General features: G+C 58.8%; 12 protein-coding genes. 4 read left to right on the top strand and 8 right to left on the bottom strand.

Translation table 11 applies throughout. From position 1 onward, the window contains the following. The first annotated feature begins 120 nt into the window (after nucleotides 1–120). The 3 genes from H0S73_RS21980 to H0S73_RS21970 all read left to right on the top strand — a co-directional run bounded on the left by H0S73_RS21980 (nucleotide 121) and on the right by H0S73_RS21970 (nucleotide 5,031). Nucleotides 121–375, top strand: coding sequence for a heavy-metal-associated domain-containing protein (locus H0S73_RS21980; RefSeq protein WP_181054127.1), 255 nt, complete (start codon nucleotides 121–123; stop codon nucleotides 373–375). A 238-nt stretch (nucleotides 376–613) separates the two neighbouring features. Further along, nucleotides 614–1,861 carry an efflux RND transporter periplasmic adaptor subunit gene (locus tag H0S73_RS21975; protein ID WP_246389150.1) on the top strand — a complete coding sequence of 416 codons (1,248 nt, stop codon included), beginning with the start codon at nucleotides 614–616 and terminating at the stop codon, nucleotides 1,859–1,861. Between the two features lie 8 nt (nucleotides 1,862–1,869). Then, the gene (locus tag H0S73_RS21970; protein ID WP_181054126.1) at nucleotides 1,870–5,031 is read left to right on the top strand and encodes an efflux RND transporter permease subunit; all 3,162 of its coding nucleotides are present in this window, start codon (nucleotides 1,870–1,872) and stop codon (nucleotides 5,029–5,031) included. A gap of 710 nt (nucleotides 5,032–5,741) precedes the next feature. Here H0S73_RS21970 and rpiB read toward each other — a convergent pair. The 8 genes from rpiB to H0S73_RS21930 all read right to left on the bottom strand — a co-directional run bounded on the left by rpiB (nucleotide 5,742) and on the right by H0S73_RS21930 (nucleotide 12,850). Next, on the bottom strand, nucleotides 5,742–6,188 hold the full coding sequence (gene rpiB / locus H0S73_RS21965; RefSeq protein WP_181054125.1) for a ribose 5-phosphate isomerase B: 447 nt from the start codon (nucleotides 6,186–6,188) through the stop codon (nucleotides 5,742–5,744). Between the two features lie 65 nt (nucleotides 6,189–6,253). Continuing rightward, a complete protein-coding gene (locus H0S73_RS21960; protein ID WP_425488236.1) occupies nucleotides 6,254–7,045 on the bottom strand; it encodes a transporter substrate-binding domain-containing protein in 792 nt (263 codons plus the stop codon). 38 nt (nucleotides 7,046–7,083) lie between these two features. Then, entirely contained in the window at nucleotides 7,084–7,839 is a 756-nt protein-coding gene (locus H0S73_RS21955; RefSeq protein ID WP_181054124.1) for an amino acid ABC transporter ATP-binding protein, read from the bottom strand. Nucleotide 7,840: 1 nt separating this feature from the next. Next, nucleotides 7,841–8,509, bottom strand: coding sequence for an amino acid ABC transporter permease (locus H0S73_RS21950; protein ID WP_181054123.1), 669 nt, complete (start codon nucleotides 8,507–8,509; stop codon nucleotides 7,841–7,843). Between the two features lie 10 nt (nucleotides 8,510–8,519). Continuing rightward, nucleotides 8,520–9,203 (bottom strand): amino acid ABC transporter permease, encoded by a 684-nt coding sequence (locus tag H0S73_RS21945; RefSeq protein WP_181054122.1) that lies wholly within the window; start codon nucleotides 9,201–9,203, stop codon nucleotides 8,520–8,522. A gap of 16 nt (nucleotides 9,204–9,219) precedes the next feature. Beyond that, nucleotides 9,220–10,122: an NAD(P)-dependent oxidoreductase gene (locus H0S73_RS21940; protein ID WP_246389345.1), complete on the bottom strand. Its 903-nt coding sequence runs from the start codon at nucleotides 10,120–10,122 to the stop codon at nucleotides 9,220–9,222. A 26-nt stretch (nucleotides 10,123–10,148) separates the two neighbouring features. After that, entirely contained in the window at nucleotides 10,149–10,901 is a 753-nt protein-coding gene (locus tag H0S73_RS21935; protein WP_181054120.1) for a FadR/GntR family transcriptional regulator, read from the bottom strand. A gap of 752 nt (nucleotides 10,902–11,653) precedes the next feature. Then, nucleotides 11,654–12,850 (bottom strand): serine hydrolase domain-containing protein, encoded by a 1,197-nt coding sequence (locus H0S73_RS21930; RefSeq protein WP_246389148.1) that lies wholly within the window; start codon nucleotides 12,848–12,850, stop codon nucleotides 11,654–11,656. 346 nt (nucleotides 12,851–13,196) lie between these two features. Here H0S73_RS21930 and hdhA point away from each other — a divergent pair, with 346 nt between their 5' ends. Then, a complete protein-coding gene (hdhA, locus tag H0S73_RS21925; protein WP_484502644.1) occupies nucleotides 13,197–13,928 on the top strand; it encodes a 7-alpha-hydroxysteroid dehydrogenase in 732 nt (243 codons plus the stop codon). Nucleotides 13,929–13,951: the final 23 nt, after the last annotated feature.

Raw genomic sequence — 13,951 nt, 5'->3', positions numbered from 1 at the left:
GTCAAGATACAAAAGTTCGCTCTTCAATCAGAGTTGGAGTATGGGGATTTTGCCTCTTGACCCTGCCACCGTTGGAAGTCGTAGACCTCACTCTTGCAATCAATGCAAAGGAGTTGAACCATGTGTGGATGTTCTTCCCACTCCACTGATACGACTAACGCCAAGGGCGTAATCACGGGTGCTTTCACCTTCCAGGTTGACGACATGACCTGCGGTCACTGCGCAGGCACGATCAAGAAGGCGATCGAGACACGCCTTCCGGGCACGGAAGTCGTCGCCGATCCGCAGGCAAAGACGGTTGCCGTCAAGGGTGCATCCGACTTCACGGTGCTGAAGGCTATTGTGGCCGAGGCCGGCTACACGGCCGCTCTCTGAAGACATTCGATGACCCTCAGGCCCAGGGCAATCCTCCAAGGCCCTGGGCTCAGCCAATGGGGAGATCCTGCGCGTTTCTGCAGGAAGCCTTTTAGGTGTGCGCGATGCGAGTTGGCTCCTACCCGGAGGCTTCTCTGATCTGCAGAATGGCGCTGACTGTTTGAAGAAGGGAGCCTGACCTTCTTACTGTTGGAAGTTTCAGCATCCCTTGCAATTCAATTCATCGGCTAGGCAAAGCATGCCGCCGATATCTGTCGAAAGAATGGATGAGATGTCGGCTCCAATCCGGAAAACTATCCTGTTCTCGCTTCTTGCGACTTTCGCTATCGGAATAAGTATCTGGATGTTCTCCGGTCGTGCCTCTTCCGAAACGGGTTCCAAAAACGCCACTCTTCCACCGGAGGTTCCTGTTGCCGAAGTCCTGGTTCGTAAAGTCGCGCCATCGCTCGAATACACGGGCTATATTGCTGCTGTGGAAAGCGTCGAAGTCCGTCCACGGATCGGCGGATATATCCAAGCAGTCACCGTGCCTGAAGGAGGTATCGTTGAACAAGGGCAGATTCTCTTTCAAGTCGATCCTCGCCCCTATCAAGCGATGCTCGAGCAGTCTCGTGCACAGCTTGCCCAAGCAGAAGCCCGCCTGTCTCAGGCAGAAGCCGAGTTTGCCCGCGTCGATCAGTTGAACGACAAGGGCATTGCCTCTCGGGATCGGTATGATGGTGCCCTTGCCAATCGCCGCGAGCGCCAGGCACAGGTACAGGCGGCGAAATCGGCAGTTTTCACCGCAGAGCTTGACTTGTCATATACAAGAATCACGGCTCCGATTTCTGGTCGGATCGACCGCGTGCTTGTGACACAAGGCAATCTGGTGACGGGAGGCAATGTGGGGCAGGCGACGCTGCTCACGACGATCGTCTCCGTCGACCCAGCTTATGTTTACTTCGACATTGACGAGGGGACCTATCTCACTTCGCTGGAGAAAGCTCGCTCTGACAGGTCCGGTTGGACCGGGGCGAAGCTTCCGGTGCGTGTCGGGCTTATCAGCGACCAGGGCTTTCCGCAGCAAGGCATTCTCAATTTCGTGGGCAACCGCATCGATCGCAGCACGGGTACGATCCGCGCACGCGCATCTCTTACCAATCCCGATGGGCGTCTCGCGCCCGGGCTTTTCGCCCGCGTGAAGCTCATCACCGACGCGCCGCGTGAAACGGTGTTAATAGACGATCAGGCTGTCGGAACGGATCAGGGCAAGCGCTATGCGCTCGTGCTCGCCGAAGGCAATAAGGTCGAGTACCGAATTTTGAAGCTTGGGCCTGTCATCGCGGGAATGCGATCCGTCCTGTCAGGTCTCGCCCCTGGCGAAAAGATTATTGTTAAAGGTTTGGTTCGTCCGGGAATGGTGGTGACGCCACGCGACGTAGCGATGGGCGGCAACATGGATGCCGCAGCTTTTCGAGACGCTGCCGAACTCGCCGCTGCCGAGTGAGGTAGGCCATGCGCTTTTCACACTTCTTTGTCGACCGTCCGATTTTCGCTATCGTCCTTTCTGCTCTGGTGATCCTCAGTGGCGCTCTCTCGCTGACGCGACTGCCATTGAGCGAGTATCCGGCTATTACGCCGCCGACGATCCAGGTCACGGCAAGCTATCCAGGCGCCAATCCCCAGGTCATCGCGGATACGGTCGCAGCCCCTCTGGAGCAGGCTCTGAACGGCGTTGAGGGGATGCTCTACATGAGTTCTCAAGCGGCCACGGACGGACGCATGACGCTCACTGTTACCTTCGCACAGGGCGTCAATCCCGATGCGGCGCAGATCCAAGTGCAGAATCGGGTTTCGCGGGCTCTTCCGCGTCTTCCCGAAGATGTGCAGCGTCAGGGTGTGGTCACGCAGAAGACCTCTCCCGATATTCTGATGGTTGTCCATCTCATCTCTCCAGATAAACGATACGATCCACTGTATATCTCGAACTATGCTCAACTGCAGGTTCGCGATACTCTTGCGCGCTTGCCTGGCGTCGGCGACGTCGTGATCTGGGGGGCTGGTGAGTATTCGATGCGCGTCTGGCTCGATCCGACAAAGGTGGCGGCCCGAGGCCTTACTGCCATGGATATCATCCGCGCCATTCGCGAGCAGAATGTGCAAGTAGCTGCGGGTACTGTCGGTCAGCAACCCAACACGACGGCTGAATTCCAGGTATCCGTCAACACCCTTGGACGCCTTTCCAATGAGGAGCAGTTCGGCGACATTATTGTCAAGACGGGAGACGAAGCTCAAACAGTGCGCCTGCGCGACGTTGCACGCGTAGAACTGGGTGCAGACGCTTATGCGCTTAGAAGTCTGCTCGATGGGGAGCCAGCGGTCGCGATTCAAATCATTCAGAGTCCTGGTGCGAATGCTCTCGAAGTTTCGAGTGCTGTGCGCTCCACGATGGAGGGGCTAAAAAAGGGTTTCCCACAAGGAATTGATTACCGGATCGCCTATGACCCGACGATTCTCGTGAAGTCTTCGCTCAGGGCCGTCGCCGTTACATTGCTCGAGGCGGTCGTGCTTGTGGTGCTTGTGGTCGTAATGTTCCTTCAAACTTGGCGCGCTTCGATCATTCCGCTGGTCGCTGTACCTGTGTCACTCGTGGGTACCTTTGCGTTCATGCATCTCTTCGGTTTCTCTCTCAATACTCTATCGCTGTTCGGCCTTGTTCTGTCGATCGGCATCGTGGTCGACGATGCCATCGTCGTGGTGGAGAATGTCGAGCGCCACATGAGCCTAGGCGCGAGTCCCAAGGAAGCAGCCCACAGGGCCATGGACGAAGTGACGGGGCCTATCATCGCTATCACCTCCGTCCTGGCCGCGGTCTTCATTCCCACGGCCTTCCTTAGTGGTCTTCAGGGAGCATTCTATCAGCAATTCGCCTTGACCATCGCGATATCGACGGTTCTTTCAGCGGTGAATTCTCTCACCTTAAGTCCTGCGCTGTCCGGCATTCTCCTGAAACCGCACCATGGACAGCAGGACGCTTTGACGCGATTGATCGACGTAGGACTCGGGAAGTTTTTTCACCTCTTCAATCGCTCTTTCGAAGCTGCTTCCAAATCTTATGTTGATACTGTGCGACGAGTCGTTCGACTCAGCGGTATCGTTATGGTGGTCTATGTCGGCCTTCTGGGCCTGATTTATATGGGCTTCAACAAGATTCCCGGCGGCTTCGTGCCGGCACAGGACAAATACTACCTCGTCGGTATCGCACAGCTTCCTTCTGGCGCTTCCCTCGATCGCACGGAATTAGTGGTGAAGGAAATGTCGCGTGTCGCACTTGCTGAGCCTGGGGTCGAGAGTACCGTCGCCTTCCCCGGCTTGTCGGTCAACGGATTTGTCAACATTCCGAACGCTGCCGTGATGTTCGCAATACTGAAACCGTTCGAGGAACGCAAGGATCCATCGCTCTCGGCTCATGCCATCGCCGGTCGCCTTATGGAAAAGTTCTCGCAGATCCCTGATGGGTTCGTCGGCATGTTCCCGCCACCGCCCGTTTCTGGCCTGGGCGCGATTGGCGGCTTCAAGTTGCAGATCGAGGATCGCAGCGGACAGGGGCACGATGCCCTTGCGGGTGCCTTGGGCTCTGTCATGCTGAAAGCGAGCCAGGATCCGGCACTGATGGGCTTGCTCGCCAGCTTTCAAGTGAACGCACCGCAGATCCAGGTGGATATTGACCGTCCGAAGGCGAAGGCTCTTGGCATCCCTCTCACGACGATTTTCGAAACACTTCAGACCTATCTGGGATCTGTCTACGTTAATGATTTTAACCGCTTCGGAAGACCCTACCGCGTCTTCGTTCAGGCAGACGCGCCGTTTCGTATGCAGGCCGAAGATATTGCTCGCCTGAAGGTTCGCAATGACAAGAATGAGATGATCCCGCTTGCGTCGATCATAGCTGTCTTTCCCGGTTCCGGACCGGACCGTGTCATGCATTACAATGGATATCCTTCCGCCGATCTCAGCGGCAATGCGGCACCGGGCTATTCGTCCGGTCAGGCGATCGCAGCCATCGACCGGATCGCACGGGACACCCTACCTGCAGGCATGACGTTCGAGTGGACGGACCTGACCTATCAAGAAAAGCAGGCAGGCAACACGGCAATCTACATTTTCCCGCTTGCCGTACTGCTCGCCTTCTTGATCTTGGCTGCTCAGTACAATTCGTGGTCACTGCCTCTGGCTGTGCTGTTGATCGCTCCGGTGGCTCTGCTTTCCGCGACTGCCGGCGTGTGGCTGTCGGGTGGCGACAACAATATCTTCACTCAGATCGGCTTTATCGTTCTCGTTGGTCTGGCGGCCAAGAACGCGATCCTCATCGTCGAGTTCGCACGTAGCAGGGAGAACGAGGGATATGATCCTCTCGATGCCGTCCTCGAAGCTGCGCGGCTGCGCCTGAGGCCCATCCTGATGACGTCGATTGTATTCATCGCTGGTGTGGTTCCTCTCGCGATGGCAACGGGAGCAGGTTCCGAGATGCGTCGGGCCATGGGCAATGCCGTTCTATCCGGTATGCTGGGGGTCACCCTCTTCGGTCTTGTCTTTACGCCTGTATTCTATGTGTTGATGCGCCGGGTATCGGAATCGAAGTCAACAGTGGCGGTGACGGAGGAACTGATCAATTAAAGCATAGGACGTTCATTCGAAGTCAGGTCCGATGATTTAACATACTTTGAATTTCACTATTCAGGCTGAGTGAAACGCTCTTAATCGCGGCCGGCACGACGTTATACGCCGCCCGGCTCAACGAGGCCACAGCGGAGGCACCCCTGCCCCTATGACCGGTCAAATGTGCTTAAGCTTACCGAATGGGATATTGGGCTACCAGCCGGGACCCTTATCAGTACCCAGCTGCTGTCTGTGATTCGAGAGATCTCTTTCCGGAGCTTGCGGCTGAGTTGGCGCAGGGGCTCCAAATAGCGCGACCACCAGTCGCCCGTACGCCTTGCGCAACATGGAGGGACGCTTGGAAAGGAGCTTCCATCTGGAACATCGCATTCGTTGAGCCATACGGCACAGATTCTAAGGCCGGAGCTCTGGCCAGTAAGCACTGGTCTCGCTGGGGACACAGATCTCGTTCTCGCCGCATTCATTGACAGTGATTAAAGTTCATCCAGTCAACTCAGGCCGTGATTGCCACTCGATTCGATAGCAATACCCGCGCCGTCGCAATCGCGTGGCTCGCGCCCTTTGCCGTAGAACGACATCTCATAGCCCAGCGAGAGGACTATCTAGCCGGGTTGCCGGATCGTAGACACGAGGGCGACCAAATCGACGCTATTGGAGCCGAAGACAAGGACCATGCCATACGCGCACGTTATCCGATCCGATTGGACTCAGCCTTCGGCATCCATGGCGTGAAGCATTTCCACGCGGCGACGGCAGTCCTCGTCGGTGGAGAACTCCGCCTTCAAGTAGGCCTCAACGAGATCCTGTGCGAGCCAAGAGCCGACGATCTTGGCGCCGATGCACATGACGTTGACGTCGTCATGCTCGACGGACTGATGCGCCGAGTGGATATCGTGGCAGACGGCGGCGCGAATGCCCTTGACCTTGTTGGCTGCGATCGACGCACCGACGCCGGTGCCGCAGACCATGATGCCGCGCTCGGCCTCACCGGACTTGACCTTATGAGTCAACGCGCGGGCAATATCCGGGAAATCGACAGGTTTGTCATCAAACGAGCCGACATCGATGACCTCATGTCCGAGAGAGCGGACGTGCTCGACCACCGCATTCTTGAGGGGCCATCCGGCATGATCCGACCCGATTACGACGCGCATTGGATAACCTTTCGTTTATAGTTGCAGGCAGGGTGGCGCTGGGCGCCACCCTATGTTCTCCTGGCTCAGCTTCGCATCTCCTGCGGGAGCTCGCTGCCATGGAATTTCTTGTAGATCTCGTTCAGCTTGCCGTTCTTCAGGTTGGTCGAGATCCATTCGTTAAGCTTCTCGACGAGGCGCGGCTCGCCCTTGCGGACCCCGATGGCAAGGTCGAAGGTGCGAATGAGCACCTTGGGCTCGAACGTGCGGGCCGGGTTCTTGACGCCGATCTGGTTCACGATCGTTGCGGAAGTCGCAACGCAATCGGCCTGCCCCGAGACCGCAGCCGTCACCATGGTGGCGTCGTCGTCGAAGCGTGCGAGGGTGAGATTGCGATCCTTCATGTTCGACAATTCGGTATCCTGCGTCGTGCCGCGGGAGACGGCGATGGTCTTGCCCTTGAGGTCCTCCCAACTCTTCACCTGCACCGATTTGAGGCAGCCTACGACGGATTGCAAGGCCGCGTAGGCCTTGGTGAAGTCGATCACCTTGGCACGCTCGGGCGTAACGGAGAGGGTCGAGATGATGATGTCTGCCTTGTTGGTCTGGACGTTCGGAATCCGGGTCGCACCCGTCGTCTGGACGAACTCGAGTTCCAGCCCAAGATCCTTGGCGAGAAGCTGGGCCGTCTCCACGTCCGACCCCGTCGGATTTAGGTTCGCATCCATCATTCCGGACGGCGGAATTGCTAGGTCGGTCGCGATGCGGATCTTCTTGGCCTTCATGATATCGTCGAGAAGGTCAGCGTGGGCTGCGGTTGTGCCGAGTGACGCCATGCATGTCATTGCAATTGCGGCAGCGTAGAGCGGGCGCTTCATCATCATCGTCGTTGGTCTCCCTAAGTTCTGGTTGTCGTTTAGAGCCCCGTGCCAACGAACTGGGCGAGTTCCGGAGTTGCGGGCGATGTCAGGATCGCGGCAGGACCGGTCTCATGGACCTTGCCGCGATGCATGAACACCACCCGGTTGGCGATCCCCCTGGCAAATCCCATCTCGTGCGTGACCATCACCATGGTCATGCCGTCCGCAGCGAGCGCCTCTATGACCTTCAGAACCTCGCCGGTCAGCTCCGGATCGAGGGCCGAGGTCACTTCGTCGAACAGCATCACCTTGGGCTGCATGGCGAGCGAGCGGGCGATCGCCGCGCGCTGTTGCTGACCGCCGGAAAGCTGTTCAGGATATTGGTGGAGCTTGTCCTCCAGGCCGACCTGGGCAAGAACCCGCCGCGCCTGCTCCTTCGCCTGAACCTTCGAGATTCCTTTTACAGAACAGGGGGCAAGCGTGATGTTTTCCTCGATGGTCAAATGCGGAAACAGGTTGTAGCTCTGGAACACGATGCCGACATCCTGGCGCAGTGCCCGCAGGTCGAGTTTTGGGTCGTTGACCCGATGGCCGCACACGACAATCTCGCCGCGGTCGATCGTCTCGAAGCGGTCGATGCAACGCAAGGCGGTGCTCTTGCCGGAGCCACTGCGGCCGATGAGAACGAGAACCTCACCACGATCGACAGCGAAGCTTACCCCGTCGAGCACCTTGAGCGCGCCGAAGCTCTTGTGCACATTCGAAAGGGCGACGACCGATGACGCGGAATGTGTTCTAGTGATGCTGTGCATGTCAGGCAGTCTCAAGTTCGAGGCGAGCCGGGCCACCGCGCCTTTCCAATCGGTGACTGAACCGCGAGAGCGGATAGCAGAGGGCGAAGTAGATGATGGCGATGATCGTGTAGACCAGGAACGGCTCGAACAGGGAATTGTTGATGATCTGCCCGGATCGCGCGAGCTCCACGAATCCGACCACCGATGCCAACGAGGTGTTCTTGATGATCTGGACCATGAATCCCACGGTCGGCGGCGTCGCGATCCGGATCGCCTGTGGCAGGATGACCTTCATCATCCGCTGGGAGCGGCTTAGGGCAAGCCCTTCCGCTGCTTCCCACTGCTGCTTCGGAACGGACTCGAAGCATCCACGCCATATCTCTCCGAGATAGGCACTGACGAAGATCGTGAGCGAAGCGCCGGCGGCCATCAGGGGAGAGACAGTCAGGCCAAGCGCCGGCAGGCCGAAATAGGTCAGGAACATGATGACGAGCAGTGGCGTGCCTTGGATGAGCTGGACATAACCGGCGCTGAGAAGCCTGACGATCCGGATCGGCGAGATGCGGCAGAGGGCAACGATGAAACCGGCGATGCCGCCGCCGAGGAGGCCGATGAGCGACAGACCGATTGTCCAAAGCGCTCCGTATCCGAGGAACATCAGGTGATTGGCATTGAGGGAGCCGCCCATCCACTTCTCCTCACAAAGGGGTGCCGAGGCGTCGACGACGCGGGAAGATAACGAGGCCGAGAAGCCAGAAACCGGCACGCATGATCAGCGACAGGACGATATAGACGATTGCGACGAGGATATAGGTCTCGAAAGCGCGGTAGGTATCGGACTGAATATAGTTCGCGACTGCCGTCAGCTCTTCCGCCGAGATCTGCGACGTTACCGACGAGGCAAGCATCAGCAGCACGAACTGACTCGTCAGCGACGGATAGACCTTCTCGATCGCTGGCCACATCACCACGTGCCAATAGATCTGGGCCCGAGACAGAGCCAGCCCCTCTGCGGCCTCGATTTGTCCGCGCGGGATCGAGTCGAATCCTGCGCGGATGATCTCGGTCGTGTAGGCGCCGACATTGATCGTGAGTGCCGCCGCGGCGACCATGAAGGCAGAGAATTTCAATCCCAGACTGGCAAGGCCGAAATAGACGAGGAAGATTTGGACCAGAAGTGGCGTGTTGCGGATCGCCTCGACATAGATGCTGCATATGCGTGCAATGATCGGATGGCGGCTGCGCCGCCCGATGGCACCAAGGACACCGATGGCTGTGCCGAGCACCGTTGCGATGAAGGCGAGCTGAAGGGTGAGCAGTGCCCCGTCCAGGAAGGCCGGCCATCGCTCGATGATCGCGGCGAAATCCAAGTTGAGGTTCATCGCAGATGGCCCCGAGCTAGTTTGCAGCTTGGTTCGTCATCCGGTCATAGACCCGGAAGAGAGACTGGTTGCCGTTCGTGCCTTCACCATGGGCGCGCGCCTCGACATACTGGCTGGTCACTAGCGCCGTGCCCGGCAGCGGGACGGATAGCGAAAGCGCCTGCTCCTGCACAAGGCGCAGGTCTTTGAGCATCAGATCGATGCGAAACCCGGCAGAGGTATCGCCCACGATCATTGCAGGCCCCAGCTTATCGAGCATCCAGGACGCGGCCGAGCCACCCAGGAGCACGTTGCGGAGCTGTTCGAGATCCACGCCGGAGGCGCGACCGAGCGCAAGAGCCTCACAGATGGCCTGGATATTGATGGCACAGACGAGCTGGTTGCAGAGCTTGACCGTCTGCCCGGCCCCAGCTTCGCCCACATGCGTGATCGTCGCTCCCATGGCCTGGAAAAACGGTTCCGCACGCATGAAGGCGTCTCGGTCGCCTCCGACCATGATCGAAAGCGTGGCATTCTTGGCGCCGACCGGGCCACCGGACACGGGCGCATCGAGGAATTCCACGCCGACGGCCTTGAGGTCGGCATGCATGCGCCGGACGGCGACAGGAGAGATCGTGCTCATGTCGACGAGAAGAAGACCGCGTGGTGGCGACGTCAGAAGACCGCCTTCGCCATAGACGATCTCCTCGACCTGCGGGGTGTCGGGAAGCATGGAGATGACGATGTCCGAGTCCCGGGCCGCCTCAGCCGGACTCTCGGCGCGGGTTGCACCTTGGGTAACGAGGTCGTCGATGGCTTCTTTGCGTACGTCATAGGCGCAGACTGGATATCCGGCCTTGAGCAGGTTGAGCGCCATCTCGCGCCCCATCGTCCCTAGGCCGACAAAGCCGACCGTCGCATTCTGTCCGTTCCGTCCCATCGTGTCTTTCTGTCCTTGATCAAGTGTCATGAGGCACTCCGGGCGTCGGATTCGCCGATCGCGGCGCGACGACGGAAATCGTCGCCGATCGCGAAATGCTCTCGCAGGACCCTTTCCGCATGCTCCGGGTCCCGGCCGACGATGGCGTCGAAGATCCGGCGGTGATCCTCGATCAGGTAGTTCTTCATGGAGTCGAATACCTGAAGAAGTTCCCGGCGATCGCGATGAGAGCGCATCAGGATGCCGGATAGTGAGTTGTGCAGCACAATCAGCGTCTCGGACTTGCCTGCGTTCACGACGGCGCGGTGAAATTCAAAATCGGCTGCGCTGCCGCCGTCGGGATCATCGATGGTCTCGACGATACGTGCGAGTGCATGCTGCAACCGCTCGAAATCCGATACGGTGGCCCGCTCGGCGGCAAGCCGGACGGCCTGGCATTCGATCGCGATGCGCGCCTGCATCACGTCGTCCACGACGTCAGATTGCTGCGCGAAGGCGAAGGTGAAAAAATCGTTCAGAACCGATAAGTCCGGACGTCGAACGATCGTCCCGACACGGTCGCGGATTTCCACGACTCCGAGAACCGTCAGAGCGCGCAGAGCCTCGCGCAGGATCGGTCGGCTGACACCGAGTTGCGCGGCGAGATCGCGTTCAGGGATAAGCCGGTCGCCCGGTCGCAATGAGCCCGCGAGCAAACGCTCGCGCAGGAAGGCAAATACCTTCTCGAACCCTTTGCCGCCACTCTCCCCAAGCCGCGTGATTTCAAGATCACCGGTCATATTTCTTACCTTGGTAAGACCAGAATGCATACCAATACTCTCCAGTCAAGCGGACCATAGGTGTACCGGATGTGGCTTATGCGCGAACGTTCATGGGAGGAGGGGGAATGCGAAGATTGATTATCAGCTAACCCCTCAACGACCGAGCCGATGAGAGAATATATAAATTATTGGTAATACGTGACTTATTCGTTTCGGGTTCTTCTATCGAAAGCGTTCGGGTGCTTTCCGGGGCCGGGTGTGGAAGAAACTGATATCCGCGTGACCGCTCGGCCCGCCGGCTCGCTTCACAACCGCCTCTCTCTCTGGGGCGCTGCCCGAATCGGTTGGTCCGCCACGGCTTCAAGAGTGCTGTCATCAAGCCTGGATGATCAATTCGCCGGTGGAGGCGGGGAGACGGCTTCACGGGGGCTGCGCGGAAGTGGATCGAGTCAAACCAAAAGTCTATGGCCTCGGCACCGTTTGACTAACCTTGGCAGTTTAAAAGAGGGTAGCTGTTTGAGGGTTGCCATATTGTCTCTTTTTTTAAGCGCCGCCGCTTTCCGGTTGAGGTCATCCTTCTGTGCTGCGCTGATACTGCAGATCGCCATCGCCTACCGCGGTATGGCTGAAATGGTGTTTGAGCGCGGTGTTGCGGCCGCTCCGTCCACGATCTTTCTCGGGAGCAGCGCTAGACGCCTGCTAACGTGAGTCATCTCTGGTAGACTCTTTAGTTATGTCAGCGTTTGCAACGGAGTCTCTTAGGTACGATGTTAACGAGCCGAGCCCAGCAGGTGGTCGGCAATGGCTTGGTAAAGGGGTAATGTGGTCGGGTCGTTGGCGGCATTTCCCGCTTCCGGATGCGATGCAAACCGGGCAATGACAGCACGGGCGGCGGGGTCCACATAAAGAGACTGGCCATATACACCGCGTGCCATGAAAGCGCCGTTCTTGTTGTGGGTAGCCCACCACATGCTCCGGTAGCTCCATCCGGCGAGTTGAGAGTATCCAGCCTTCGCAAAGGCGCTCTGGTTGCCGCCACGCTGGATGCTAGTCACTGCTGCCTCCGGCACGACTCGATTGCCGTCGACCACACCTTTGTCGAGGAGCAACTGTCCGACGCGGGCAAGGTCCCGGAGACCTGCGTTGAAACCGCCTCCAGCAAACGGTGTTCCGATGGAATCCACCGTGAAGGAGGCTTCCAGATCGGCGCCGATCCGGCTCCAGATCCGCTCCGCCAGCAGATCGCTCACGGGCCGGCCGGTCACGCGGTTGAGGATCCAGCCCATGGTGTCGGTATTCACCGTTTTATATCCGAAGGCGACACCGTGAGCCCCGCCTCGACGGACGGTGACCAGGTATTCGTAGTAACTGCGAGGGCCCGCGTAATCAGATGGCTTCGGCAGTGGATTGCCCGCCATCGCATGGCGCCACACGTCGGCTGTCGGATCGGCATAATCCTCGCTGAATTGCAGGCCCGTGGTCATATCGAGGACTTGGCGAACGGTAGCATCTCCAAAGGCACTTGCTGCAAGCTCCGGGACATAGGAATCGACGCGGCGGTTTTCGTCGAGCGTGCCCTCGGCGATGAGGATTTCCGCTAGGAGGCCGATAAGTGATTTCGTGACCGACATCGCCGCGTGCCTGTTCTGGTCCGAAAGACATCCAGCATAACGTTCGTAGACGATCCGCCCCTCGTGCAGGATGATGATTCCGTCGGTGAAGTTCCGATCGAACGCTTCGATGAACGTCATCGGCTCTGTCGCGCCTGTCGGGGTGAAGCGAATGGTTTCAATATCAGTCTGCTCTGACTTCACCAAGGGCCGCGGCGCCCCCATGCCTCGCGAAACCGGTTTCGTCGGCATCAGCTGCTGAAAGTGGCACACGCTCCAGCGCCATTGCGGGAAGGATTGATAGCTGCCATCCGCGAAGCGGATAATCTTGTCCGGAGGTGGCGGTGAGCCCTGCATCCACCCTAGAGCATTTGGATCGGATGTCTGCGCCGTCCATGGTGCTCGAGCCAAGGCGAACCCGGGAGCGCTCACGCTAAGGACCAATGTGAGAGTGAGCAGGTGCCGCGTGCTCTTCGGAAGAAACATTGCTGGCTATCTCCATGTCGCATCCTTGGAACCGAGTGATTGTGATCTGCCATCGCATATCTATGTGGCCTTAATGCGGGTGCGTCGGGAAGATTTCATAAGCTCACGGGGAAGTCTCTCATTGACCTGACGCTTTCAAGAGTGGCACCCTGGATCCGTACACCTCCGACGGAGCGTCAGCATGTACGACCCCGGGCAATTCCGACTTGATCATGACGTGGCTCTTGTCACAGGAGCCGGTGCCGGCATCGGCCGGTCCATTGCCCAGGTCTTTGCAGACGCTGGCGCGGCTGTGGTGGTCAGCGATCTCAAGGCCGAGACCGCGCAGACCGTTGCCGCCGAGATCACCCGGGCAGGCGGCCGAGCTGTAGGGATAGGCTGCAACGTCACGCAGGAGGCGGACCTGCAGGCCGTGGTCCAAGCCGCCATCGACCGCTTCGGCGAACTAACGGTCCTCGTCAACAACGCTGGCGGCGGTGGTCCCAAGCCCTTCGACATGCCGATGGCGGATTTTCGCGGGGCGTTCGAACTCAACCTGTTCTCGCTGTTCCGCCTGTCGCAACTGGCCGCGCCCTATATGGCGAAGAAGGGGCATGGCGCGATCCTCAACATCTCGTCCATGGCGGGCGAGAACAGGAACGTGCGGATGGCCTCCTACGGCTCGTCGAAGGCGGCGGTGAATCACTTGACCCGGAATATGGCCTTCGACCTTGGCCCGCAGGGCATTCGGGTCAATGCCATCGCGCCTGGCGCGATCCGCACGGATGCCTTGGCGAGCGTACTGAAACCCGACGTCGAGAAGGCCATGCTGCGGCACACTCCCCTCGGGCGCCTGGGTCGGCCTGAGGACATCGCCAACGCCGCCTTGTTTCTGTGCTCGCCAGCCGCATCCTGGATCAGCGGTCAGGTACTCACCGTCTCGGGTGGGGGTGTCCAGGAACTCGACTGACCGTTGCTGCGAGCGCGGCTCAT

It is taken from the genome of Microvirga mediterraneensis (assembly GCF_013520865.1).
Classification (GTDB): Bacteria; Pseudomonadota; Alphaproteobacteria; order Rhizobiales; family Beijerinckiaceae; genus Microvirga; species Microvirga mediterraneensis.
The sequence above is the reverse complement of the archived record's forward strand: the minus strand, read 5'-3'. Positions and strand labels throughout refer to the sequence as shown.

Bases quoted from the DNA above. Each gene is read 5' to 3' on its own strand.
- H0S73_RS21975 (WP_246389150.1), top strand. From the start codon at position 614: ATGCCGCCGATATCTGTCGAAAGAATGGATGAGATGTCGGCTCCAATC.
- H0S73_RS21950 (WP_181054123.1), bottom strand. From the start codon at position 8,509: ATGGGCGGCTCCCTCAATGCCAATCACCTGATGTTCCTCGGATACGGA.
- H0S73_RS21945 (WP_181054122.1), bottom strand. From the start codon at position 9,203: ATGAACCTCAACTTGGATTTCGCCGCGATCATCGAGCGATGGCCGGCC.
- rpiB (WP_181054125.1), bottom strand. From the start codon at position 6,188: ATGCGCGTCGTAATCGGGTCGGATCATGCCGGATGGCCCCTCAAGAAT.
- H0S73_RS21940 (WP_246389345.1), bottom strand. From the start codon at position 10,122: ATGGGACGGAACGGACAGAATGCGACGGTCGGCTTTGTCGGCCTAGGG.
- H0S73_RS21955 (WP_181054124.1), bottom strand. From the start codon at position 7,839: ATGCACAGCATCACTAGAACACATTCCGCGTCATCGGTCGTCGCCCTT.
- H0S73_RS21930 (WP_246389148.1), bottom strand. From the start codon at position 12,850: ATGCAGGGCTCACCGCCACCTCCGGACAAGATTATCCGCTTCGCGGAT.
- H0S73_RS21935 (WP_181054120.1), bottom strand. From the start codon at position 10,901: ATGACCGGTGATCTTGAAATCACGCGGCTTGGGGAGAGTGGCGGCAAA.
- H0S73_RS21970 (WP_181054126.1), top strand. From the start codon at position 1,870: ATGCGCTTTTCACACTTCTTTGTCGACCGTCCGATTTTCGCTATCGTC.
- H0S73_RS21960 (WP_425488236.1), bottom strand. From the start codon at position 7,045: ATGAAGCGCCCGCTCTACGCTGCCGCAATTGCAATGACATGCATGGCG.
- H0S73_RS21980 (WP_181054127.1), top strand. From the start codon at position 121: ATGTGTGGATGTTCTTCCCACTCCACTGATACGACTAACGCCAAGGGC.